General features: G+C 74.6%; 16 protein-coding genes and 2 pseudogenes. 11 read left to right on the forward strand and 7 right to left on the reverse strand.

Features of this window, described 5'->3' with window-relative positions:
• Positions 1–19 precede the first annotated feature (19 nt).
• The 5 genes and pseudogenes from E4N63_RS18390 (at position 20) to E4N63_RS18405 (ending at position 3470) form a co-directional block, all read left to right on the forward strand.
• Positions 20–601, forward strand: a complete 582-nt coding sequence (locus tag E4N63_RS18390) for an EF-hand domain-containing protein (protein ID WP_125626452.1) — start codon at positions 20–22, stop codon at positions 599–601.
• 387 nt (positions 602–988) lie between these two features.
• Positions 989–1192 (forward strand): annotated as a pseudogene (locus tag E4N63_RS31535) (ATP-binding protein); the annotation flags it as partial.
• A 210-nt stretch (positions 1193–1402) separates the two neighbouring features.
• Positions 1403–1649 (forward strand): annotated as a pseudogene (locus tag E4N63_RS31540) (ATP-binding protein); the annotation flags it as partial.
• A gap of 535 nt (positions 1650–2184) precedes the next feature.
• Positions 2185–2736, forward strand: a complete 552-nt coding sequence (locus E4N63_RS18400; protein ID WP_228429489.1) for an RNA polymerase sigma factor — start codon at positions 2185–2187, stop codon at positions 2734–2736.
• On the forward strand, positions 2733–3470 hold the full coding sequence (locus E4N63_RS18405; RefSeq protein WP_125626550.1) for a hypothetical protein: 738 nt from the start codon (positions 2733–2735) through the stop codon (positions 3468–3470). Before E4N63_RS18400 ends, E4N63_RS18405 begins: the two co-directional genes overlap by 4 nt.
• Positions 3471–3625: 155 nt before the next feature.
• On the opposite strand, the gene E4N63_RS18410 is transcribed toward E4N63_RS18405, so the two are convergent.
• Together E4N63_RS18410 and E4N63_RS18415 are read right to left on the reverse strand one after the other, a co-directional pair.
• Positions 3626–4771, reverse strand: coding sequence for an NAD(P)/FAD-dependent oxidoreductase (locus E4N63_RS18410; protein WP_230241193.1), 1146 nt, complete (start codon positions 4769–4771; stop codon positions 3626–3628).
• 500 nt (positions 4772–5271) lie between these two features.
• Positions 5272–5922, reverse strand: a complete 651-nt coding sequence (locus E4N63_RS18415; protein WP_125626552.1) for a TetR family transcriptional regulator — start codon at positions 5920–5922, stop codon at positions 5272–5274.
• 304 nt (positions 5923–6226) lie between these two features.
• On the opposite strand from E4N63_RS18415, the gene E4N63_RS18420 reads away from it, so the two are divergent.
• The 3 genes from E4N63_RS18420 to E4N63_RS18430 all read left to right on the forward strand — a co-directional run bounded on the left by E4N63_RS18420 (position 6227) and on the right by E4N63_RS18430 (position 10873).
• Complete coding sequence (locus tag E4N63_RS18420) at positions 6227–7027, forward strand: VOC family protein (RefSeq protein WP_125626553.1); 801 nt, start codon at positions 6227–6229, stop codon at positions 7025–7027.
• Positions 7028–7424: 397 nt separating this feature from the next.
• On the forward strand, positions 7425–10043 hold the full coding sequence (locus E4N63_RS18425) for a PQQ-binding-like beta-propeller repeat protein (protein WP_230241194.1): 2619 nt from the start codon (positions 7425–7427) through the stop codon (positions 10041–10043).
• A gap of 323 nt (positions 10044–10366) precedes the next feature.
• Positions 10367–10873 carry a hypothetical protein gene (locus E4N63_RS18430; protein WP_230241195.1) on the forward strand — a complete coding sequence of 169 codons (507 nt, stop codon included), beginning with the start codon at positions 10367–10369 and terminating at the stop codon, positions 10871–10873.
• A 74-nt stretch (positions 10874–10947) separates the two neighbouring features.
• Here E4N63_RS18430 and E4N63_RS18435 read toward each other — a convergent pair whose 3' ends face one another.
• The 3 genes from E4N63_RS18435 to E4N63_RS18445 all read right to left on the reverse strand — a co-directional run bounded on the left by E4N63_RS18435 (position 10948) and on the right by E4N63_RS18445 (position 14624).
• Complete coding sequence (locus E4N63_RS18435) at positions 10948–11097, reverse strand: hypothetical protein (RefSeq protein WP_185831360.1); 150 nt, start codon at positions 11095–11097, stop codon at positions 10948–10950.
• A 216-nt stretch (positions 11098–11313) separates the two neighbouring features.
• On the reverse strand, positions 11314–11472 hold the full coding sequence (locus tag E4N63_RS18440) for a sigma-like protein (RefSeq protein ID WP_125626388.1): 159 nt from the start codon (positions 11470–11472) through the stop codon (positions 11314–11316).
• 218 nt (positions 11473–11690) lie between these two features.
• On the reverse strand, positions 11691–14624 hold the full coding sequence (locus E4N63_RS18445; protein WP_125626389.1) for a BTAD domain-containing putative transcriptional regulator: 2934 nt from the start codon (positions 14622–14624) through the stop codon (positions 11691–11693).
• Positions 14625–14974: 350 nt separating this feature from the next.
• Here E4N63_RS18445 and E4N63_RS18450 point away from each other — a divergent pair, with 350 nt between their 5' ends.
• Entirely contained in the window at positions 14975–15691 is a 717-nt protein-coding gene (locus E4N63_RS18450) for a bifunctional 2-polyprenyl-6-hydroxyphenol methylase/3-demethylubiquinol 3-O-methyltransferase UbiG (RefSeq protein ID WP_230241196.1), read from the forward strand.
• A 133-nt stretch (positions 15692–15824) separates the two neighbouring features.
• On the opposite strand, the gene E4N63_RS18455 is transcribed toward E4N63_RS18450, so the two are convergent.
• Both E4N63_RS18455 and E4N63_RS18460 read right to left on the reverse strand, forming a co-directional pair.
• Positions 15825–16940: a DoxX family protein gene (locus E4N63_RS18455; protein ID WP_230241197.1), complete on the reverse strand. Its 1116-nt coding sequence runs from the start codon at positions 16938–16940 to the stop codon at positions 15825–15827.
• Positions 16941–17136: 196 nt separating this feature from the next.
• On the reverse strand, positions 17137–18801 hold the full coding sequence (locus E4N63_RS18460) for a CehA/McbA family metallohydrolase (protein WP_230241198.1): 1665 nt from the start codon (positions 18799–18801) through the stop codon (positions 17137–17139).
• 710 nt (positions 18802–19511) lie between these two features.
• Between E4N63_RS18460 and E4N63_RS18465 the strand changes: the two genes are divergently transcribed.
• Both E4N63_RS18465 and E4N63_RS18470 read left to right on the forward strand, forming a co-directional pair.
• Positions 19512–22133: a bifunctional FO biosynthesis protein CofGH gene (locus E4N63_RS18465; RefSeq protein WP_268271023.1), complete on the forward strand. Its 2622-nt coding sequence runs from the start codon at positions 19512–19514 to the stop codon at positions 22131–22133.
• A 313-nt stretch (positions 22134–22446) separates the two neighbouring features.
• Positions 22447–23562: an ADP-ribosylglycohydrolase family protein gene (locus E4N63_RS18470; RefSeq protein ID WP_230241199.1), complete on the forward strand. Its 1116-nt coding sequence runs from the start codon at positions 22447–22449 to the stop codon at positions 23560–23562.
• Positions 23563–23661 lie beyond the last annotated feature (99 nt).

Genomic DNA, 23661 nt, shown 5'->3' on the forward strand with positions numbered 1-23661 from the left:
CGACGCAACCGAGGTCACCGTGGACAGCTCTGAGTACGAGCGCAAGATCGCTTCTCGTTTCGCCTCCTTCGACCAGGACGGCAACGGCCATATCTCCCGCGAGGACTTCCACACCGCCGCGGCGGCCGTGCTGAGGGAGTTCGGAACGGCGGCCAGGTCGGACTGCGGGCAGGCGCTGTACCACGGTGCCGAGGGGTTCTGGCAGGGCATGGCCGGCATGGCCGACCGGGACGGCGACCAGCGCATATCCCGTGAGGAGTTCACGCACGGCGCGGTGAAGCGGCTGCGCGACAACCCGCAGAGCTTCGCCGAGATCGCCCGGCCCTTCCTCCGCGCGGTGATGGCGGTCGCCGCCGGCGTCTGCTCCGGCGGAAAGGGCGGGACGCGCGGTACGGGCGGCGGCGGCACGGGCCGGGAGTCCGGCAACGCCGGTACGGTGACGGTCGATCAGGCCGAGCGGGTGCTGCTCGCCCTGGGCGTGCCCGAGGACCTGCGCGGTACGGTCGCGGCGGCGCTGGACAAGGACGGCGACGGCCGGATCACGGAGAAGGACGCGGTGACCGCCTTCGCCGCGTACTACACCACCCCCGAGCCGGAGTGACGGCGGCGGACCCTCACGGACCGTGCCCGCGGCGGCGGACGCCGATCGCGGCCGGTCACACCCAGTGAACCGAGCGGCCCCCGGGAAGCGTTCCCGGGGGCCGGCGCGTCGTGCGGCGCCGGCGCCGGTTCCCGTCCGCCCCCGCGCCCCCGGCGGAGGAGCGCGCGCCCCGCTGGAACGCGGTGGAGACCTTGGGGCGCCCGGTGTTCGACTGGCGGCACCGCGGGTCGCACAGTATGCAGTACGCGTACTCCTTTGCGCCGGAATATGCCCGAAGCGCTTGTTCGGGTGACTGTACGTCAACCATGCTGTTCTCCGTCGGGGTCACTTTCCGTGATCATTGGGAGACGCGCGGCGATGGGTCCGCCGGTTCGGGTGGTGTGAGCGGTGCAGGTGCTTCAGGTTCAGCTGGAGGTTCGGCCCGATCCCGCGGAGGTGGGGCGGGCCCGGAGATGGGCGCGTTCGCGTCTCGCCGGGTCGGGGGTGGAGGGCGACGATTCGCTGGCGGAGACGCTGCTGCTGCTGGTCTCCGAGCTCGTGACCAACGCGGTGGTGCACACCGGCCGTCCGGCCGTGCTGCGCATACTGCTGCCTGCGCCCGGGGTGCGGGCGCCCCGGGCGGCGTCAACGGCTCGGAGGGGCGGGTGGTCCGCCCGGTCCGCCCGGTCCGCCCGGTCCGCCCGGTCCGCCCGGTCCGCCCGGTTCGCCCGGCTCGGGCGGTGCGGGCGGCGTCGGCGCGGGGCCGCCGCCGTCACGGGGCGCTCCGGAGACGGTGCGGGTGGAGGTCGCCGACCGCAGCCCCGTCCGCCCTCCCGGCGTCATGCCGAGGGCGAGGAGACCAGCGGACGCGGACTGGAGTTGGTGGACGGGCTGGCCGACCGCTGGGGATGGCGGGCGGAGGGGCGGGAAGGCCATCTGGTGCGAAGTGGACCGGGGGGAGCCGGTGTGCGGGGAGAAGGCCGCCGAGCCGGTGGAGGTGCCGGAAGCGCCGGTCTCCGTTCCGGTGGCCGCACAGAAACCCCAATGCGCCATGTCAAAACTGGCATAACGGGACATAGTTGTGCCCAGGTGTTGACGTCCCGACACTGGTTGATCACTCTAGGATTCAACGATTCGTTGTGAGGGGACGCCGAGGAGCCCGGAGACGGGTGTGGCCTCGACGAGTACGGGTCGTCGTCCGGCGCGACGGTACGAACTCCGGGTGCCGGAGCCGGGTGGTGGTCCCCGCCGTACCGGCCCGGGGTGCGCGGTCAGCGCACCGTCGGCCGGCCGGTCCGCGGGGACCCGCGCCGGGGTGCCCGCCGCCGGTGCTCCCGCCCCACTCCGCCCTTGTGCCGGTCCCACCCGTTCCCCGCTCTCCCTTTTCCGGCCCCGCTTCTCCGGCCTCTTCCGCGACTCCGGGCCGTCCCGGGCCCTCTGCACCTTCGCGGTCCGGGCCGTGCCCGTGGAGGGCGCTCGGCGGGGGAGCCGGTCCTCCGAGGCGTCAATCCCCGCGGCCGCGGACCACTCGTCCGTGGCGATAGCCACCGTGCGTGCCCGGGTAGTTACCCGCCTGGTCCGGCAACCCGGGAAGGTAGGTGCCAGTGAGCCACACGCCCGGCGCGTCGGCGGGATCTCCGATCGACGACGTCTTCTGCGCCCTGCTGCCCAGGCTCTACCGGAGAGCCGTCCTCATCGCGGGCGGCCGGCAGTCGGCGGAGGACATCGTGCACGAGGCCTACCTCAAACTGGCGGCCCGCCCGCAGCGGTTCCTGGCCCACCCCGAGCCGTACGCCTACGCGTTCAGCGCTCTGGTCAGCGTCGCCCGCGACACCTACCGGCGGGACCGGCGGCAGGTGCCGGTGGGGGACGTGGACCGGGAGGCCGGGGCCACCGGCGCGGAGGAGTGGGACGGCGGGGTCGGCGACCGCCAGGCGCGGCTCGAAACGGTACGGCTGCTCCGCGGCCTGACGCCACGTCAGGCAGCCGTGGTCGTCCTGGTCGACCTCGACGGCTACACCATCGACCAGGCCGCCGAGATCCTGCGCGTCCACCGGGGCACCGCCGCCCGCCACCGGGAACGGGCGCTGGGCAAGCTGCGCACGCTCGTTCGCGCGCCCCAACGGGCCGGATCGGAGAGGGAGGGGGCGCCGTGAGGAGCCGCGAACCGGACGAGGAGACCGTCCTGCTGCTGCGCGAGCGGCTGCGGGCCGTGGACGAGGCCCTCGGAACACCGCCCGGCCTCTGGGAGCGGGTCCGCTCGGGCCCGCCCGCCGTGCCCGCGCCGCGCGCCGAACCCACCGTCCCCCGGCGGGCCCGCGGGCTCACGCGCCGGCTGCCGGGGCGGCTGCCGGGTGGCCGGTCGCGTGGCGCCTCGCGCCGCCTGCCGTCCGCCGCGCCGCGCCGGGTGCCGCGTCTCCTGGCGGGCGTGACCGCCGCGGTGGTCGTGAGCCTGGTCCTCCTCGGCGCCTGGTGGCTGGCCGGCCCGCCGGGCGCCACGGACGGCAGCGGCGGCGACGGCCGGGACGGGCACCCGGCGGGGCCGCCCGCGGTGACCCTCACCGTCCACAACGCCGAGGAGGCCTGCCGGCCGCTGCGCACGCTGGAGTGCGCCCTCGGCATCGCCAAGGACCCCTACCGGCGCTACGGCTCCCCGGACAACCGCGCGGGCCGCGTGTGGCACGGCGACCGGGTGTCCGCGGTCTGCGTGGTGGCCGACGGCCGGCTGGTCCGGGACGAGGCCGGGATCACGTCACGGCGCTGGTATCTCGTGTCGGGCGGCGGCGCCGTCGTCCCCGTCGACGGCTGGCTGCCGGGCGTGCGCACCCGCAACACCACGGAGGTGCGGGAGTGCTCGGCGGCGGAAACGGCCGCGGGGCGACGGAGCTGAGGCGCGGGGCCACGGCCGCCGTGCCCCCGCAACGGTCGGCCCGGGCCGTGTTTCGCCTGCGCCCCGTCCGGCCCGCCGGTCCTCCCGGCCCGTCAGCCCTGGTCCCCGGCCCGTCAGCCCTGGTCCCCGGCCCGTCAGCCCTGGTCCCCGGCCCGTCAGCCCCGGTCCGCGGTCCTGGCTATCCGCCGGGCGATCCGGCGGGCGTCGAGGGACAGTTCGCGGAGCATGCCGCTGATCGGGTTGGTGTAGCCGGTGAAGTAGAGCCCGGACGCCCCGGCCGCCGTGCTCGGTCCGTGGACCACCGGACGGCCGCGGCCGTCCAGGACGTCGAGATGGCCGACCAGCGTTTCCAGTCCGCGGCGGTAACCGGTGGCCGCGATCACCGCGTCCGGGGAGATGCGCGACCCGTCGGCCAGGACCACCTTGTCGTGGTCGAACGAGGCCACGGCGGCCACCGGCTCCACGGCCCGCGAGCGCACCGCGTCGATCAGCCCGGCGTCCTGCACCGGGATCGCCCCCTCCACGGCGCGCGAGTACAGCCCGGTGTCCGGGCGCGGCAGCCCGTACTCGGCCAGGTCCGGCAGCGACAGCCGGGCCAGGCCGCGGGCCGCCCGGTCCACCGCGCCGACCGGCAGGCGGCGGCAGACGATGCCCGTGCGCTGCGCGGGCCAGCCGGCCGTGGTGCGGCGCACGATGTGCGGCGGGGTGCGGACGGCGAGCCGGACCCGGGAGGCGCCGCCCCCGGCCAGGTCGACGGCGATGTCGGCGCCGGTGTTGCCGCTGCCGACGACCAGCACGTCCCGGTCCGCGTACGGCTCGGCGTTGCGGTACGCGCAGGCGTGCAGCAGTTCGCCGGTGTAGCCGTCGCGGCCCTCCCAGTCCGGGAGGTAAGGGGTGTGGTTGAAGCCCGTGGCGATCACGACGTCTCGCGCGGCCAGCCGGCGGCCGCCGGTGGCGTGCAGAAGCCAGCCGGAGTCCGTCCGCTCGACCCGGGACACCTCCACGCCGGTGACGACGTCCAGCCGGTGGTGGCGCGCGTACTCCTTGAGATAGCAGATCACGGCGTCCCGGGCGAGCCAGCGTCCGTACGCGCGGGGGATGGCCAGGCCGGGCAGGGCGGAGAGCCGCCGTGTGGTGTGCAGGCGCAGGCTGTCGTAGTGCCCGCGCCAGGAGGCGGCGACCGCGTCCGCCTTCTCCAGCACCACGGCCCGTATGCCGCGGTCGGCCAGCGCCGCGGCCGTGGCGAGCCCGCCGGGGCCGCCGCCTATGACGTACACGGGGGAAGTGGTGTTTTCCGGCATGACCGTGAGCGTAGCGGTGCATTGACGGGTGTCGGTCAACAGGGCCCGGTTCCGTTTTCACCATCCGGTTGCGGATCGGTCACGGGGACAGCACCGGAAGGGCACCGGAGGCCGGTCGTGGCGGTGCGGCCCGGGGTGATTCCGGTGGCGAGGGTTATGCGGCGGACCGGGGCGCGGTACGGGCGGACCGGCACCGCACGCGCCGGACGGTGCGCGGGTGCGCCGCGCCGGTGGGCGGGCAGGCGGTACGGGCCGGGCGCCGGTACGGCTGCGGGTGCGGCCGCGGGGCCTGCGGGAGAGGGAGAGGCGGCAGGGCCGGATGACCGCCGGACGAGTCCGGTGGTGCGCTGCGGGAGAGGGAGAGGGAGAGGGGCCCTGTGGCGGGGACCGAGGCGAAGAGCCCGGTGTGGGATCCGGGGCAAGGCCCGGCGGCGGGAGAAGTGCCGCCCGGGGAGACGCGCCGGCGTGGCCGGCTCCGGTGCGGTGCGCCGTACGGGGTGCTATTTCGCGGGCTTCTTGCCCGTGATGCCCAGGTGCACCAGGACCGTCAGATTCGGCTTCAACTCGTTCTGCTTGACGCCCCAGCCGGAGAAGCCCTTCTGGTGCGATGCGACCGCGGCCAGCATCATGACCACCGAACCGGCCATGGCGGCCGCGCTGATGTCCTGGTCGATCCGGCCCTTGGCCTGGAGGTCCTTGACGGTCTCCGTCAGGGAGCCGGTGACCGAGTTGAGGATCTTCATGCGGATCTTGTTGAACCGCTTGTCGCCCTCGGCCGCCCCCAGATCGATGACGCGGAGGATGGCGTCGTTTCTTCGCCAGAAGGTGAGGAAGCCGTCGACGAGCTGTTCAGCCGTCTGGCGGCCGGATTTCCCGGCCCACGACCGGCCCGCCACCAGCCCGGTCAGGCTGCCGGTGCCCTCCTGGGCCACTTCCTCGGCGAGCTCCAGCACGGCGCCCTCGACATCGGGGAAGTACTGGTAGAAGGTCGCGGGCGAGGTACCCGCCTTCCGGGCGACGTCGATGACCTTGACGTCCCGGTACGGAGACGACTTGAGCATCTCGCTGAGACAGTCGAGGAGCTTCTGGCGCGTCGCCTGTCCACGGCGTCCGGCCACCCGCCCGTCGACGGTGCGAACTTGTCCTGTCATGTCGTCAGCTTACCGACGGGTGATCGGAACGCGATTTGGCCGCGGGCAAACGGGGGGCGGCCCCGGAGCGGCCCGCACCCGCTCTGTCCGGGGGTTTCACCGGTCGGCGGCGGTTGCTCCGTACCGGTGAGAGGCGCGTGGGAGACGCGCGGGTGGCGCGTTGTCCACAGCCTGTGGACGGCGATCCGGGCCCTTCTTCGCACCGCCCGGCCCGCCCGCCTCGCCGGGCGTGACGGGCGGGCCGCGGATAGCCTGGACCGGGCGGTATCGCAGCGGATCACCGGATACGGGAGGTATCGGCATCATGGCGCCATTCGCGGAGGGCGTGCCCTGCTGGGCGGACGCGATGCTGCCCGATCTGGAGGCCGGGAAGCGTTTCTACGGGGAACTCTTCGGCTGGACCTTCGGCCCCTCCGAGGAGCGCTTCGGCCGTTACACCGAGGCCCGTCTCGACGGCGGGGCCGTCGCCGCCCTCGTCCCGAAGACGGACGGCCGGATGCCCACCGCCTGGGGGATCTATCTCGCCACCGCCGACGCGGCCGCCCTCGCCGGCAAGGTACGCGAAGCCGGCGGACAGGTGATCACCGGGCCGATGACCGTCGGCGACTACGGCGTGATGGGGCAGGCGGCCGATCCGGGCGGCGCCGTCTTCGGCTTCTGGCAGGCCGGCGAGCACGCCGGGTTCGCCCACCAGGGCCGGCCGGGCTCCTACGCCTGGATGGAGATGTACACCCGGGACAAGGAGGCCGTGGACCCCTTCTACGAGCGGGTGTTCGGCTACGGCATCGAGGACATCGACACCGGGGACGACCTCGAGTTCGCCATCTGGTCACCGGCCGGGAAGCCGGCGAACGAGGAGACGGCGGTCGGCGGACGGTGCGTCATGGACAGCCGTTTCCCCGCGGAGATGCCGCCCTACTTCCTGGTGTACTTCGCCGTCGGGGACTGCGACGAGGCGGTGCGGACCGTCTCCCGTCTCGGCGGCCGGTGCGTGTTCGGGCCGATGGACACCCCGTACGGCCGGATCGCCACGGTCGTCGACGACCAGGGCGCGAGTTTCGCCGTCATCGCCCTCACTGAGCCGGAAGCGGGCCCGGAAGCGTAAGAGAGGTCATGACGAGGGCTGCGTGACGGACACCACGGCGGCGTCCGGCCGGAGCCCGGTACGGGGCCCGGGTACGGCGGTTGGGACGGAAGCCGTGCGGGAGCCCCGGGCCTTCCACCGGTAACCCCGGGCGTTCCGCCGGTCACCCGCTGACCTGTGCGTACAGTGTCGTTCCGGGCGGCCCGACGGCCTCTCACCGGCCACCGTCACGGCTGCGCCGTACCGGCAACGGCGCGGCGGAACGCAGTGATTCGCGGTGTGACACCCCGATTCGGCCCCGGGTTCGCAACCTCCGCGTCCGGCAGGAAGAATCAGGGTGCGTACCCCGGGTCCGTTCCCGGTGAGACGCTGCACGGGGCCGGACGACTTCGAGCCCTGACGGGGAGGTGGCAGGCAAGTGGCGGAGCAGCTGACGCAGCACGATCCGAGACGGATCGGCCCGTTCGAGGTTCTCGGGCGGCTCGGCGCCGGCGGCATGGGGCTGGTCTATCTCGCCCGTTCGGCGTCCGGCCGGCGCGTCGCGATCAAGACGGTGCGCACGGAGCTCGCCGAGGACCAGCTGTTCCGGGTGCGGTTCACCCGTGAGGTGGAGGCGGCGCGCGCGGTCAGCGGCTTCTACACGGCGGCGGTCGTGGACGCCGACCCGCACGCGGCCGTGCCCTGGCTCGCCACCGCTTATGTGCCGGCGCCCTCCCTGGAGGAGATCGTGGGGGAGTGCGGCCCACTGCCGACGCAGGCCGTGCGCTGGCTGGCCGCCGGGGTCGCGGAGGCCCTGCAGTCCATCCACGGGGCCGGGCTCGTGCACCGCGATCTGAAGCCGTCGAACGTGCTGGTCGTCGAGGACGGCCCGCGGGTCATCGACTTCGGTATCGCCTCCGGGGCCTCCAACACCCGGCTGACGATGACCAACGTGGCCGTCGGCACCCCCGCCTACATGTCGCCGGAGCAGGCCCGGGACTCCCGCAGCGTCACCGGCGCGAGCGACATCTTCTCCCTGGGCTCCATGCTCGTCTTCGCCGCCACCGGCCACGCGCCGTACCACGGGGCCAACCCCGTCGAGACCGTCTTCATGCTGCTCCGCGAGGAGCCCGACCTGGAGGGGCTGCCGGACGACCTGCGGCCGCTCATCGAGTCCTGCATGCAGACCGAGATCGACCGGCGGCCCAGCCCGGCCGACCTCCAGTCGCAGCTCGCCCCGCACCTCTTCGCCTCCGGCAGCGACGACAGCGGCACGGCCTCGGCCTGGCTGCCCGCGCAGGCCGTCTCCCTGATTGAGCAGCGGCGCGGCGGACGGACCCCGGCCGCCGGGAACGCCGGCAGCGGCGCCGGGAACCACGGCCGGGGCGCCGGCCGCGGCGCGGGACCCGCGCAGGACCGGCCCTCGCGGCTCCCCGGGCAGCAGCCCGGCGGCGGCCGGCGGGACGGTGCCGCGGACGACCCGCGCGGCGGACCGGGAGCGCAGGCCGCGCCCGCACGGCTCGGCGGCATCCCCGTCGGCCGGGCGGGCCCGCCGCCGTCGGCCGGGCCTCCGGCGACCCGCGCGGTGCGCGGCCGGACGGCGCGCCTCCCCGCCCTCCACGCCCCGCCCGGCGGCGCGCACCCGGGCGGCTCCGGACGGCACGCCGCCGCGTACGGCGGTGGCGGCGGTGACGGCGCCGTACGGCTCGCCGGTTCGCCGGTGCCGATCGGGCCGGGCCCCGCGCGGACGCGCGCGACCCGCAGGCGCGGGCCGACGCCGCCCCGCCACCGGCTGGGTGCGGCCGCCGAACGGCATTCCCGCCCGCCCGCCGCCGCGCCCCCGCCGGGCCCGCCGCCCGCCGCGCCCGCCGGCGTACCGCCGCAGCAGGGGCCGGGCGGCCCGGAGCAGGCCGCGGCCGACGGGCACTGGCGCCCCTGGCGGTTCCGGATGTCGAACGACGTCTGGGGCACGCCGGTCGTCGTGGACGACCTGCTGTACGTCACCTCCTTCGAGGTGCACGCCCTCGATGTGGCCACCGGGCGCCGCCAGTTCAAGACCCGCGAGGTCGCCTGGTCGATGGACGTGGCCGACGGCCGCATCCACGCCTCCGACGGGCCGACCCTCTACGCCCTCGACGCCAAGAACGGCACCGAGCTGTGGCGCGCCCCCACCGACGGCTGGGCGTACACGCTCAAGACGGACCACGGCACCGTCGTCACCGCCACGCGCGGCGGCGGTGTCCAGGCGTGGGAGGCCGCGAGCGGCGAGCGGCTGTGGGAACTGACCGGCGCGCAGAGCGACTTCGAGACCCCGGAGGCCGGACCGGTCATCCACGGCGGCGTGGTCTACGTGTGGTCCGACGCGCGGCTGCGCGCACTGGAGGCACGTACCGGCGTCGAACGGTGGTCCTACCCGGTCGGTGACGCGGCCTCCTGTGGCGGGGTGCCGGTGCGGCTGCTGCCCGCGCCCGACGGTGTCGTCTACATCTGCGCCGGTACGCGCGTGCTGGCGGTCGACATCGCGCGGGGCGAGGTGCGGTGGCGCTTCGAGGCCCCCGCGGCCTTCCTGGCCCCGCCCGCCTTCGCGCCGGGTCCGGCGATCACCGGCGGCGGGGTGTACGTCGCGGACTATCTCGGCACGGTCTACGCCCTCGACGCGGCGGACGGGCGCGACCGGTGGCGGATCGCCACCGAGGCCCGGCAGTCCACCGCCCCGGTGCTGGCCGCGGGCGGCGCGCTCCATGTGGGCAGCGGCAGCGCGCTCTACACGCTCGACGCGGTCACCGGCGCCCCCAAGTGGCGGTTCGCGGCCCAGGGCGAGGTCATCGGGGCGCCGGTGGTGGCCGACGGCCGGGTGCACTTCGGCTCGGCGGACCACTGCCTGTACACGCTGGACGCGGGAGGCGGCGCGCTGCGCTGGAAGCTGGCGACCGGCGGGGAGATCACCGGGGCGCCGGTGGCGGCGAACGGCGTCGTCTACGCCTGCAGCAAGGACCGCTGCGTGTACGCGCTTGACGCGCTCAAGGGGACGGGGCTGGCGAGGCCGCCGCAGCGCTGAGCGGCGCCGCGGTGGACTGCGGTGGACCTGGCCCGCGGTGATTCGCGGTGGACCGACGTGATCCGGCCGCCGGTCCGGGCCCGGTCCGGGTCCGGCGCGGGCCCGTCCCGGCCGTGGGCGGAGGCGTCAACCCTCCTGTTCCAGCGCCGGGTTGAGCGCTCTTCGCCCCTGTGACAAGGCTGTGACGGCCTGCGGACAGGATCGTTCTCCCGCCCCGTGAGTCCCTTGCTAGCGTGGCGTGCACTCATCAACTCGGCCGGGTTTCGGCCATGTTCACCACGGCATGCCCACCACGGCGTGCCCGTCAAACGGGGGTTTGAAGCGTGAAGCTTCGTCATGTCCGGACCGTCGCCGTCTGCGCGCTCGTGCTCGTCACGCTGACCGGAGCGCGCGGCTCCAGGAGCGGTGGCGGCTGCGACGACAACAGCAGCAGTTCGCACAGCAGCAGCGGCGGTTCCTACGGGGACAGCGGTTCCTCGTCCTCGGGCGGCAGCAGCGGCAGCGGCGTCACCAGCGGCGGCAGCGGCAGCCGCAACTCCGCCCTGCGGGACGTCACCATCGACACGTGCGGCTTCGACGCCTCCGGCAAGAACATGACCGCCACGCTGCGCGTCGACAACACCACCGGTTCGCTGGACTACGAGTACGACATCACGGTCGTCTTCAAGGAGACGAGCGGCGTCACGGCGGGCACCGCCCGGGTCGACGACTTCCCCGTCACCTCCGGCCGGACCGGCACCACGGAGGCCACCACCCCGTACACCGGCACCGGCGACGGCTCCGAGGTCACCAAGTGCGAGGTCCGCCGGGCGAGCCGCAGCAGCGTCTGAGCGGGGCTGCCCCTGGACGCCGGAGAGGGCCGAGCCGTCGTGGCTCGGCCCTCGGTACGCTCACGGACCCCGGACTACCGGGTGGGGAACACCGTGGTGTGGTTGTCCTGCGGGGTTGCCGTGCCACCCGTCGAGTGGTTGTCGGCGGCTGCCGGTGCCGCCACTGCGAGAGCCAGGGCCGCCGCCGCGGCGCAGGCCGTGAGCAGCCTCTTGGTGCGTGTCATGATGCGAACTCCTTCATCAAGGGGTGGCAACGCGTTCTTGCCCTCTTCGGTAAGCGACTTGATGGAAATGCTCCGATCTTGGCTAAATTCTGCCGAAGTATGGCCAAAGATGCGGTCGCCTTCGAAAAGTAGCGGAGAACGCGCCGGCCGCGGCGGCTCCCCCTCCGCGCCGCCGCGGCCGTTCCCCCGTTCCCCCTGTCGTTGCCGTCCTGTTGACTAGTCGGTCTCGTCACCCGTCGCGTGGTTGTCCTGGGTGGTGAGCTCGCCGCCCGTCGCGTGATTGTCCTGCGGGGTGGCCTCACCACCGCCCGTGGCGTGGTTGTCCAGCGGCTTCAGGTCGCCCGTCTTCTTCTTCGGCGTCTTCTCGACGGTCATGGCAGGTACTCCGTTCGTCCGTAGCCAGGGGCCGAATTGGCCCGCCCGGCAACTCCCCCGACGGTTGCCGGACGGGTCCTCAGGGCCGCTCACCCCTGTCGGGGTGGGGCTACCTGGCCGGACCACCTGCCCCCCGTTGCGGCGATCCGGCATGACTCAAGCATCGCTGAAGCCGATGAACGATCGATAAACGTTCGCTGCAGCCGTTCGCCTCGTGGCTACGCGGCCGGGGCGAGCGGCTGGAGAAGCGCCTTCACATCGGCGGCTTCGGGCGACCCGAGCTGGTCGTACACCGCCAGGGCCTCCTGCCAGCAGACCCGCGCGCGGTCGAGCTGCCCGATGCCGTTGAGGGCGTGCCCGAGCAGCGTCAGGGCGTTGGCCCTCCGCCATTCGCCACCGACGCCGCGGAGCACCGCGAGCGCCTGTTCGGCGAGACTGGCCGCCTGCCCCGGCTTCCCGGCCGCCAACTGGAGTTCGGCCAGCCGGAAATGGGTCATGCCCTCCCAGAGACGCTGGCGGCTGGTGCGGAAGATGACCAGCGCCTCGGTCAGCTCCCGGTGGGCCTGCTCGAACCGGTCGGCCCGGGTCAGGGCGAGCCCGAGGGCGTACTTGCCATTGGCCAGCCGCATGGCCACGCCCTGCTCGTGATAGATGGAGACGGCCTGTTCGGCCAGGGCGACGGCGCTGTCGACCCGGCCCGTGTTGAGGTGGGTCCGGGACAGGTTGCTGAGCGCGCTGGCCGCCGACGTCTGGTTGCCGTCGGCGAGGAACGCGTCGAGCGCCTGCTGCAGGTACGCCTCCGCGTCCTCGTGGCGGTTCTCGTAAATGGCGATGATCGCGCGGTCGTTGGGCGCGTAGCCGGCGGACACCGGGTCACCCACCCGGGCACCGGCCTCCATGGCGTTCCTGGCCTGTTCCTCGGCCTCGGCGAAGCGGCCCGCCAGGCTGTACATATTGGTCAGTGCGGTACTGGCCCGTGCCTCCGCCTGGTGGTCACCGGCAGCCTGCGCCGCGTCGCGCAGCGCCACGGTCGCCTGCTCGTAGGCCCGGGAGTCGGCACCCGACTCGGCGAGGTCCTTGGCCATCATCAGGAGGTCCACGGCGCGCCGCAGTGCGGCCTCGCCCGTGGACTGGTGAGCGCACGCGAGCAGGCAGCGGGCCTCGGAGAAGAGCCATTCGAGAGCCGCGTCGCGGTCGGCGAACGTCAGGCCGCGGTGAGCAGTGGGCGCCACATGGGCGAGGATGCGGTCGCCCGGCCGTTCCAGCGCGTACATCTCGACGGCTGTCGCCAGGTAGAAGTCCAGCAGCCGCGACAGTGCCGCCTTGCGCTCCGTCGGCGGGTGTTCGTCCCGTTCGGCGCACGCACGCGCGTAGAGGCGGACGAGGTCGTGGAAGCGGTAGCGGCCCGGGGCGGCGGATTCGAGCAGCGAGGTGTCGACCAGGGACTCCAGCAGCTCTTCCGTCTCGTACGGGTCGAGGTCGAGCATCGCGGCGGACGCCGCCAGGGAGATGTCCGGGCCGTCGGCCAGGCCGAGCAGGCGGAAGGCGCGGGCCTGCTGGGGTTCGAGCTGGCTGTAGCCGAGTTCGAAGGTGGCCTTGACGGCCAGGTCCCCGGCCTGGAGTTCGTCCAGCCGGCGCCGCTCGTCGCCCAGCTTCTCGGCGAGGACGGAGACCGTCCAGGTGCGGCGGGAGGCGAGGCGGGACGCGGCGATGCGGATGGCGAGGGGCAGGAAGCCGCAGGCGGCGACCACGTCGAGGGCGGCCTTCCGCTCGGCCGCGACCCGCTCCACGCCGACGATCTTCGTGAAGAGCTGGAGGGCCTCCTCCGGGCTCATCACGTCCAGGTCCACCAGGTGCGCCCCCGCCAGGTCCACCATCCGCATCCGGCTGGTGATCAGCGCGGCGCAGCCCTCCGTGCCCGGCAGCAGCGGCCGGACCTGGGCGGCGTCGCGGGCGTTGTCCAGCAGGACGAGCACCCGGCGGCCGTCCAGCACCGAGCGGTACAGCGCGGAGCGCTCGTCCAGGGAGTCCGGGATGGCGGAGTCCGTGCAGCCCAGGGCGCGCAGGAAGGAGCCGAGGACGGCGTCGGGCTCGGCCGGGCGCGGGCCGGCGCCCTGCAGGTCGATGTAGAGCTGGCCGTCGGGGAACCGTTCGCGGGCGGCGTGGGCGACGTGGACGGCGAGGGTGGTCTTGCCGACGCCGCCGATGCCCGCGACCGCCGACACCGCCATGATCCGGCCCTCGGCGGTGGCCAGTTGCTCGCTCAGCTCGCCGACGAAAGCGGTGCGGCCGGTGAAGTCAGGTACGGACGCGGGCAGTTGGGCGGGGCGGACCACGGAGGGCGCCGCCTCGCCCGGCAGGCCGTCGCCGTCGGCGGGGGCGGCCAGCCCGGCGTCGGCCTCCAGGATGCCCTGGTGGAGGTCCCGGAGCTCGCCGGACGGGTCGACGCCCAGCTCCTCGGCGAGCAGCCGCCGGGTGTCGGCGTAGACGGCGAGGGCCTCCGCCTGCCGGCCGCTGCGGTAGAGCGCCAGCATGAGCTGGGCGCGCAGGCGTTCGCGCAGCGGGTGGTCGGCGGTGAGGGCGGTCAGCTCGGAGATCACCTCGGTGTGGTGCCCGGCCTCCAGATCGAGGTCGATGCGGTACTCCAGGAGCTGGAGCCGCCACTCGGCGAGCCGGTTCCGCTGGCTGTCGGCGTACGGGCCGGGGAGCCCGGCCAGCGGCTCGCCGTCCCACAGGTCGAGCGCGGCGGCCAGCAGGTCGCGGGCCGAGCGGCGGTCGCCGTTGTGCCGGGCCTTGTCGGCCTTCCGGGCGTACTCCTCGGCGAGGGTCACGTCGAGCCCGCCGGGGCCGACCCGGATCGCGTAACCGCCGGACTCGGTCACGAGGGTGGTTCCGGCCTCCTGTCCGAACGACTTGCGCAGCCGGGAGGCGTAGGTGCGGAGTGCGGCGAGCGCCGCGTCCGGTGGCTCCTCGCCCCACAGGGCGTCGACCAGCTCGGATGCGGTGGCGGTGCGGCCGCGGCGCAGCAACAGGGCGGCGAGCAGGGCGCGTTGCTGGGGAGAGCCGGTGGACAACTGCTCCTCCCCGCGCCACGCCCGTACGGGACCGAGCACCGTGAAGCGCAGGGTGCCCGTTCCGCTGTCACCGTCCATCGCTTCCCCCTGCTGTCAGAGTTGTCCCGCGCACAGGTCAGTTTGCCTTGCTCGTGACTCCGGCGTCAGTAGGGGCGTCAGGTCTCCACAAGGCTCGTACAGGCACCGGGAGTTCGTACACCTGACGGATGGTCGGGCCAGCCTGTCACGAGTCGTGGCCGGTTCGTGGCCCGGGGTGAGATGACGGGGTGTGCGAACAGCGGTACGTTAACTTCCGGTTGACCACACTCTGGGGGAAGGGAACGACCGGGCGCCACCGTGCGAATCCGGCCACCGGGCGAGCCCGCGGACCCCTCACCGGTACGGGCGGACGCATCGACAACCGGCGGTGGCTGCGGTGGGATGGCGCCATGACGGAGACCGGACGGCGCAGGCGCGCGGGATACGACGGGACGGGCCCCGGGGCGATCACCCCGGACGGCTGCGCGGTGGAGCTCTACGAGCGGCTGCCGGCCGGGGACGAGCCGGACGTCGTCGAGCGGCTGGTGCCCGCCGGGGCCCACATCCTCGAACTGGGCTGCGGCGCGGGCCGGGTGACGCACGCCCTGCTGGACCGCGGGTTCACCGTCACCGCCGTGGACGAGTCGCCCGAGATGCTGGAGCGGGTGCGGGGGGCGCACACGGTGTGCTCCCCGATCGAAACACTGGACCTCGGGAGCCGGTTCGGCGTGGTGATGCTGGCCTCGTTCCTGGTCCACGCGGGGGATCCGGCGGTGCGGCAGGGGCTGCTGCGCACCTGCCGGCGCCATGTCGCGGAGGACGGGGTGGTGCTGATCCAGCGGGAGCCGGCGGACGCGCACACGCGGGTGCCCCGGGAGCGGCGGGTCGCCGGCGGGGGCGTCGTCCGCGTCGTCTCGGCCGAGCCGGCCGGCCCCGGCGTGGACGCGATCGTCTGCGAGTACGACTTCCCCGGCGCACGCTGGACCCAGACGTTCCTGTCCCGCCCGCTGACCCCGCGGCAGTTCGAGGAGGCACTCGCCGGGGCGGGACTGGCGGTGGAGTCGTACGCCACCGAGGACGGCACCTGGGTCCGGGCGGTGCCGGTCCGCGGGTCCGGGGGCGCCTGACGGGTGGAGCCGCACCGGTGCCGGAGCCGGAGCCGGTGCCGGACAGCCGGTGCCGGACCGGAGCCGCGCTGCCGGCTCGGACCCCGGGGCCGTGCCCGAACCGCCGGGTCGGGCACGGCGATCCGGGCCCGGGTCAGTGGCCGGTGCCGGTGCCGGTGCCGGTGCCGACGAGCTTCCGCAGCGCCTGCGGGTCCATCCGCGCGATCCCGTCGCGGCCGCCGTGGCCGTTCCGCGACGGCGCGGACGGCTTGAACGGGCGGGAGGAGCGCGAGGACAGCGACGGCAGCGACGGCAGGGACGGCAGCCCCGCCCGGGACGAGCGGGAGGACCGGGAGAACGGGGAGGTCCGGGAGGTGCGGGAGGTCCGCGACGCGAGCGGCCCGCGTCCGCGCAGGCCGCGCAGCGTTCCGGTGCGGCGGGCGCCGCCCGGCGCGAGCCGGCCCTTCACGCCGGTGGCCGCGCCGCTCAGCGCCTTGGACGCGGCGGAGGCGGTGCGGGATGCCGTGCCGGACGCGGCCGACGCGGTACGGGAGGCGGTCGCGGACGCGGCCTTCGATGCGGCCTTCACCTGCGGCTTCACCGTGGCGGTCGTGCCGCGCACCGCCTTGGAGGCCGCGGCGGACGTGGCCGTGGCCCCGGTCTTCACCGGCGCGGTGGTGGCGCGAAGGGTCTTCGCGGCGGCCTTGGCGGCGCCCTTGGAAGTGCCCTTGTCCCGGGTCTTCACCGGCAGCGCCGGGACCACCCGCTTGACGCGCGGCCGCTTCCCGGTGGCCGTGGCGGTGCGGCGCACCAGGTTCATCTCGCGGCGGGCGGTGTGGGCGGCGTGGTGCGCACGCCAGTTCAGCGAGGGGCGGTCGCCGATGTCGGCCGCGGCGGCCAGCAGCCCGCCGAGCAGCGACACGTTCTTCAGGAACTGCATCTGCTGCCGGGACCTCTCCTCGGGGTCCTCGGCCTCCCAGAACCGGTGTCCTGCCAGCGTCGTCGGGACCAGGCTGCCGGCGAGGGCCAGCGCGGACAGCCGGGGGAACTTCCCGAGCCCCAGCAGCGTCCCGGCCGCGATGTGGACGGCGCTGTTGAGCCGTACGGCCTGCTCGGTGTTCTCCAGGGGAAGGTTGAGACGTTCGGTGATCGGGCCGACCACGTTCTCGGCGGCGGGGGCCACGGCTTCGGCATTGCGGATCGTGTTGACGCCGCTGTAGACGAAGAAAGAGGCCAACAGGGGGCGGGCAATCCATCGCAGAGCACTCATGCGCTACCCGGTGCCCGTCCCCGGCCACGTCATGCACATTAATGCTCCACTTGGACGAACACGACGCAAGGTGGTGCAACGCGGCGCAACGCGGACGGAGCGGGATCACGGACGGGTCGGGATCACGGGCGGGTCGGGGCGGCCCTCCCGACCGCCCCGGCCCGTCCCGGCTCCAACCCGTGTGCGTCCCCTGCGGTCAGTCCCGGCCGAGGAACACCGGGTTCGTCATGGCCGCCATCGGGCCCGGCAGCCCGGAGGCGCCGCCGTCCGCCGCCGGGTGCCGCACCTCGGCCCGTACATAGGCGGCGTACCGGGGAGTGGTCCGCCACTCGGCGGTTCCGGCGCCGGAGGCCGGCAGCTCCGCCGCGTACAGCTGCCCCTGATCGGTGATGAACCGCACCGAGCAGCCCGGGGCGCCCGAGACCTTCAGCGCGGCGGTCACCTCCGCGTCCGGGGCGGCGCGCAGCCGCTCCCCGATGCCCGCGCGCCGGCCCCGGCCGTCGGTCACCGAGAAGGACAGCCCGACCTCCGAGGACTCCGCGATCCAGCAGCGGCCCGCCCGGATTCCGTCCAGGACCGCCTCCCGCGACAGGTCTTCGGCGAGCACCACGGTCTGCGGCAGGCCGACGTCCTGGCCCTCGCGGTGCGCGTCGCTGTTGCCGATCGCGGGGAGCCAGCCGGGACCGGCCGGCCGGGGGCGTGAGCCCGGACGCGAGCCGGGGCCGGAGTCCGTGCGCGAACCCGCGTGCGGGACGGGGGCGTGTGCCGCGGCGGCGAGGGTGTTGTCCCACTCGGCGATCGTCACCTCGTCGTCCGGGGTGAACGGGCCGTTCCAGATCTCCAGCGCGTCCGCCTCGCCGAGGCCGAACTTCCAGTTGCAGCCGATGCAGGTGGCGTGCGGATGAGCGGGCACCACCAGACCGCCGGCCCGCCTGATCCGCGCGGCGTACCGGCCGAAGACGTTGTCGCGGGCACGGTAGCGCCAGTCGACGAAGGTCCCCGGATCGGTGCCGAGGGCCAGGACGTGACCGTTGCGGGTGGTGACCTCCTCCCCGGTCATGATCAGCAGATCGTCGCCCCACAGCCCCTCCCAGGCGGCGTGGCCGGAGTGGGTGTTGTGCTCGGTGGTCGTGATGAAGTCCAGCCCGGCGGCCCGCGCGGCGGCGGCCACCTCCGCCGGGGTGCGCCGGCCGTCCGAGTACACGGTGTGCAGATGGCAGTCGCCCCGGTACCAGGCCCGCCCGCGGCCCTTCGCCCGCCCCGGGGGATACACCGGCCGAGGCGTCTCGCCCCGCGGGCCCGGCCGCAGCGTGACGGTGACCTCGTACTCAAGGCCCTGCGGCGCGACGGTGTACGGGGCGAGCACCACCTGCCAGGTGCCCGAGCGCACCGGGCCCGGCAGATAGCCCGGGGTGGCCCGCTCCGCGCTGATCGCGAACTCCGTGCGGAAACCGCCCGACCAGCCCCGGAAACCGCGGCCGCCGGGTGCGGTGCCGCGCTCGTCGAAGATGCCGATGTCGAGGGCGTTGCCGGGGGTCCCGGCGGGCACGGACGGCTTGTCGTAGCGGTACGAGACGGCGAGCTCGCGGATGCCCTCGGGGACCTCCACCGGGACGTAGACGTAGTCGGGCGCCCCGGGCTCCAGCCGGCCCCGGACGGTTCTCGTCTCCGCGCCGTCCCGCCCGGTGTCCCCGGATTCGGCGGCCGCACCGGCGCCCGCGCCGCCGGCCGCCGAGGCGGGGGGTGCTGCGCCCGTCGCGGTCAGAGCGGCCGCGGCGCCCGTCGCGGCGGAGGCCCGCAGCAGCCCGCGCCGCCCCAGGGCCTCGGCGTCGCCGTCGCTGTGCACGTTCCGGTCCTTCATCGGATGCTCCCGGGGAGTCGGCGGTGTCGGGTGGTGCGGTGCGGCCTGTGTGCCTGTGTGCCTGTGTGCCTGTGTGCCTTGTGCGGTGCGGTGAACGAGCGGGTGGCGCCTGGTGCGGCCGGCCGGTGGTGGACGGTCGAGCGGCGGAGCTGTTGAGCGGCTGCGGGCCGAAAGGCGGTGCGGCGTGTGGCCGTACGGTGAGCGGTGGTGCGGCGTGACGTCCTGTGGTGCGTGGTGCCGTGAACTGCCGGGCGGTGTGCGCTTCCGGCCGGGACCGGCCGACCGCCCCGGGGAAGGTTCCGGCACCCCCGGACGTCCGGCCCCCGCCACGGACCTGGGATCCCCGGTCCCGGGGGCCGCGAACCCCCGGGGCACGATCCCCGACCCTGGCGGTGAGCCGTGAACAACCGCCGAACGGAAGGCCGGTGGCCGGTTTCCCTCCGGTGAGGTCCCGATGAGGTTCCTATGACGTCCCGACGAGGCCCCGGTGGGCCCCGGGTGGGCTCCCGGTGGAGTCCCGATGGGTCCCGGCCGGGACCCCGGTGGCCTCGATGCCCGCGCCCCGGCGCCCCGTCTCCCGCTCCCACCGGGCCGATACCTGCGGAACCATCGCCACCGGTGCCCCGCGCCCGCCCGGGGCAGCCCCTGTCTGCCCGGGCGGAGCCGCCCCGCCCCTCCGCGGCCGCCCGCGGTCCGCATACGCTCGGGTGATGACCACGAGCGAGCAAGGCACCGAGACGCCCGGAGCGGAGGCCGCTCCCACCGCCAACGCCATGCGGCGAGCCCTCAGGCGGGCCCGCGACGGCGTGGCCCTGGACACCGCCGAGGCCGCCGTCCTGCTCCGGGCCCGCGGCGCCGACCTGGCAGGTCTGGCCGCCTCGGCCGCCCGGGTCCGGGACGCCGGGCTGGAAGCGGCCGGCCGCCCCGGCACCATCACGTACTCCCGCAAGGTCTTCATCCCCCTCACCCGCCTCTGCCGTGACACGTGCCACTACTGCACCTTCGTCACGGTCCCCGGCAAGCTGCGCCGCGCGGGCGAGGGCATGTTCCTCTCGCCGGACGAGGTGCTGGACATCGCCCGCCGGGGCGCCGAACTGGGCTGCAAGGAGGCGCTGTTCACGCTCGGCGACCGCCCCGAGGACCGCTGGCCCGAGGCCCGCGCGTGGCTGGAGGCGCACGGCTACGACGACACGCTCGCCTACGTCCGCGCCATGGCGATCCGCGTCCTGGAGGAGACCGGCCTCCTCCCGCACCTCAACCCCGGCGTCCTGTCCTGGACGGACCTCCAGCGGCTGAAGCCCGTCGCCCCCTCCATGGGCATGATGCTGGAGACGACGGCCACCCGCCTCTGGTCCGAGCCCGGCGGCCCGCACCACGGCTCGCCCGACAAGGAACCGGCCGTGCGGCTCCGGGTGCTGGAGGACGCGGGCCGCTCCAACGTGCCGTTCACCACCGGCGTCCTCATCGGCATCGGCGAGACGTACGAGGAGCGCGCCGAGTCGCTGTTCGCGCTGCGCCGCACCGCCCGCGCCTACCAGGGCATCCAGGAGGTCATCGTCCAGAACTTCCGCGCGAAGCCGGACACGGCGATGCGCGCCATGCCCGACGCGGAGCTGGAGGAGCTGGCCGCCGCCGTCGCCGTGGCCCGGCACATCCTCGGCCCCTCGGCTCGCATCCAGGCCCCGCCGAACCTCGCCGACGCCGAGTACGCCCTGCTGATCGGCGCGGGCATCGACGACTGGGGCGGCGTCTCCCCGCTCACCCCCGACCACGTCAACCCCGAGCGCCCCTGGCCGCAGATCGACGAGCTGGCCGCGCGCACCGCCGACGCCGGCTTCGTACTCCGCGAACGCCTCACGGTCTACCCGGAGTTCATCCGCCGCGGCGAACCCTGGCTCGACCCGCGCCTGCTGCCGCACGTCACCGCCCTCGCCGATCCGGAGACCGGCCTCGCCCGCGAGAACACCAGGCCCTCCGGCCTCCCCTGGCAGGAGCCGGACGAGCAGTTCACCGCCACCGGCCGCACCGATCTGCACCGCACCATCGACACCGAGGGCCGCACCACCGACCGCCGCGAGGACTTCGACGCGGTCTACGGCGACTGGGAGGCGCTGCGCGAGGCGGCCGCCCCCGGCATGGCCCCGTCCCGGATCGACGCCGACGTGCGCTCCGCGCTGGCCACCGCCGCCGACGACCCGACCCGGCTCACCGACGCCGAGGCGCTGGCCCTCCTCCACGCCGACGGCCCCGCCCTGGACGCCCTGTGCTCCGTCGCGGACGACCTGCGCCGCTCGGTCGTCGGCGACGAGGTGACGTACATCGTCACCCGCAACATCAACTTCACCAACGTTTGCTACACCGGCTGCCGCTTCTGCGCCTTCGCGCAGCGCCGCACCGACTCCGACGCCTACACCCTCTCCCTGGAGCAGGTCGCCGACCGGGCCGCGCAGGCGTGGGACGTGGGCGCCGTCGAGGTGTGCATGCAGGGCGGCATCCACCCGGACCTGCCCGGCACCGCCTACTTCGACATCGCCCGCGCCGTGAAGGAGCGCGTGCCCGGTATGCACGTCCACGCCTTCTCGCCGATGGAGGTCGTCAACGGCGCCTCCCGCACCGGAATGCCGGTGCGCGAGTGGCTGACGGCCGCGAAGGAGGCCGGGCTCGACTCCGTTCCCGGCACCGCGGCCGAGATCCTCGACGACGAGGTCCGCTGGGTGCTCACCAAGGGCAAACTGCCCGCCGCCACCTGGGTCGAGGTGATCGGGACCGCGCACGAACTGGGCATCCGCTCCTCCTCCACGATGATGTACGGGCACGTGGACCAGCCCCGCCACTGGCTCGGCCATCTGCGGCTGCTCGCCGGGATGCAGCGGCAGGCGCTGGAGAAGGGCGTCGAGGGCTTCACCGAGTTCGTGACCCTGCCGTTCATCCACACCAACGCCCCGGTCTATCTCGCGGGCATCGCCCGCCCCGGCCCGACCGTGCGCGACAACCGGGCCGTCACCGCCATGGCCCGGCTGCTGCTCCACCCGTACATCACCAACATCCAGACGAGCTGGGTGAAGCTCGGCGCGGAGGGCGCCGCCGAGATGCTCCGCTCCGGCGCCAACGATCTCGGCGGCACGCTGATGGAGGAGACCATCTCCCGCATGGCGGGCTCCTCCTACGGCTCGTACCGCTCGGTGCGCGATCTGACGGCCATCGCCGGGGCCGCCGGCCGCCCGGCCCGTCCCCGCACCACGACCTACGGCGAGGTGCCCGCGGAGCGGCAGGCCGCGGCGGCCGCCTCCGACGGGCATCTGCCGGAGCTGCTGCCGGTCCTCGGCGACTGAGCGGGGCGGACGGGCGGGCCGGGCGGACGGGCGGGCGGCGCGGGGACCGTCCGGCCCGTCCAGCCCGGTTCGGCCCCGTCCGACGGCTCCGGCGAGGGTCCCGGCGGCGGCTCCGGTGGGGCTGAAGTGGTCTCCGGGGCACCCGGCGGCAGCTGAGGCGAGCCGGCGCGCGACTGCCCCGCGGCCGTGCCGCGGAACGGCGTCCGGCCCGGCCGGAGGCGTGGACCAGTCCACTACAGTGCTGCGCGCCGAAGAGATAGATGGCGGGGGGACAGCGCGCTGGGGGGCGCGTACATCGTCGGGAGGGAACGCAGTGACCGCAGTGCGCACGGCCGTCTGGGGCCGCGCCGAACAGCAGGACTTCCGCAGCCGGGTGCGCGGCTGCCTGCTCGGGGGCGCCATCGGCGACGCGCTCGGCGCCGGGGTCGCCGGCGACTCGCTCCCGGACATCCGCACCGCGCACGGCCAGCAGGGGCTGACGGACCTCGTCCCGGTGTACGGGCGGCGCGGCGCGGTCACCGACGAGACCCAGATGACGCTGTTCACCGTCGACGGGCTGATACGCGCCCAGGTGCGCCGGGACACCGGGGCCTGGCACCCGCCAACCGATCTGCACCGGGCCTACCGCCGCTGGGCGGCCACCCAGCACGAGTGGGGTCCGGACGAGCGGCGGACGGAGGACGGCTGGCTGGCCCGCGAGGAGTGGCTCTACACGCGTCGCGACCCGGACCGCGCCAGCCTCCTCGGACTCGCCGACGACCGGATGGGCACCCTCGACCGGCCGAAGAACCCCGAGGAGAAGGGCTGCGGGGCGCTGGCCCGCTCGGCGCCGTTCGGCCTGCTGGTCGGCTGGGATCCGCAGCTCGTCTTCCAGCTCGCGGTCGAGTGCGCGGCGCAGACGCACGGCCACCCGACGGGTTATCTGGCCGCCGGGGCCTTCGCGGTCGTCGTGCACGGGCTGGGGCGCGGCGACAACCTCGACCAGGCCGTGCAGCAGTCCATGGTGCAAATCGCCTCCCGGCCGGGCCACGAGGAGACGACGGCCGCGCTCCGGCAGGCCCTCGGCGCCGTACGGCAGGGTTTGCCGTCGGCCGCGCGGGTCGAGTCGCTGGGCGAGGGCCGCACGGCGGAGGAGGCGCTGGCGATCGGCCTCTACTGTGCGCTGGTCGCCGAGGACGTGCGCAACGGGCTGCTGCTCGCCGTCAACCACGGCGGCGATTCCGACGCCACCGGCTCCGTCTGCGGCAACCTCCTCGGGGTGCTGCACGGCGAGACGGCCCTGCCGCCGGGCTGGCTGGCCGAGGTGGAGGGGCGGCAGACGATCCTGGAACTGGCGGACGACTTCGCGATGGAGATGACGCAGGGCCCGGCCCTGCACGGACCGGCCAACTCCTCCCCGGGCTGGCTGGCCCGCTACCCGCGGGCGTAGCACCGGGCGCGGGAGGGGGCGGGACGCGGAACGCGGGTGCGCGGGAAGGGTGGCCGAGCCCCTCGGCCGGGACGGCGGACGCAGTCGAGAGGGCTCAGC

Origin of the sequence: Streptomyces sp. MNU89, from assembly GCF_020982505.1 — a bacterium.
GTDB lineage: Bacteria > Actinomycetota > Actinomycetes > Streptomycetales > Streptomycetaceae > Streptomyces > Streptomyces xinghaiensis.

Bases quoted from the DNA above. Each gene is read 5' to 3' on its own strand.
- E4N63_RS18410 (WP_230241193.1), bottom strand. From the start codon at position 4,771: ATGCCGGAAAACACCACTTCCCCCGTGTACGTCATAGGCGGCGGCCCC.
- E4N63_RS18415 (WP_125626552.1), bottom strand. From the start codon at position 5,922: ATGACAGGACAAGTTCGCACCGTCGACGGGCGGGTGGCCGGACGCCGT.
- E4N63_RS18420 (WP_125626553.1), top strand. From the start codon at position 6,227: ATGGCGCCATTCGCGGAGGGCGTGCCCTGCTGGGCGGACGCGATGCTG.
- E4N63_RS18435 (WP_185831360.1), bottom strand. From the start codon at position 11,097: ATGACACGCACCAAGAGGCTGCTCACGGCCTGCGCCGCGGCGGCGGCC.
- E4N63_RS18440 (WP_125626388.1), bottom strand. From the start codon at position 11,472: ATGACCGTCGAGAAGACGCCGAAGAAGAAGACGGGCGACCTGAAGCCG.
- E4N63_RS18445 (WP_125626389.1), bottom strand. From the start codon at position 14,624: ATGGACGGTGACAGCGGAACGGGCACCCTGCGCTTCACGGTGCTCGGT.
- E4N63_RS18450 (WP_230241196.1), top strand. From the start codon at position 14,975: ATGACGGAGACCGGACGGCGCAGGCGCGCGGGATACGACGGGACGGGC.
- E4N63_RS18455 (WP_230241197.1), bottom strand. From the start codon at position 16,940: ATGAGTGCTCTGCGATGGATTGCCCGCCCCCTGTTGGCCTCTTTCTTC.
- E4N63_RS18460 (WP_230241198.1), bottom strand. From the start codon at position 18,801: ATGAAGGACCGGAACGTGCACAGCGACGGCGACGCCGAGGCCCTGGGG.
- E4N63_RS18465 (WP_268271023.1), top strand. From the start codon at position 19,512: ATGACCACGAGCGAGCAAGGCACCGAGACGCCCGGAGCGGAGGCCGCT.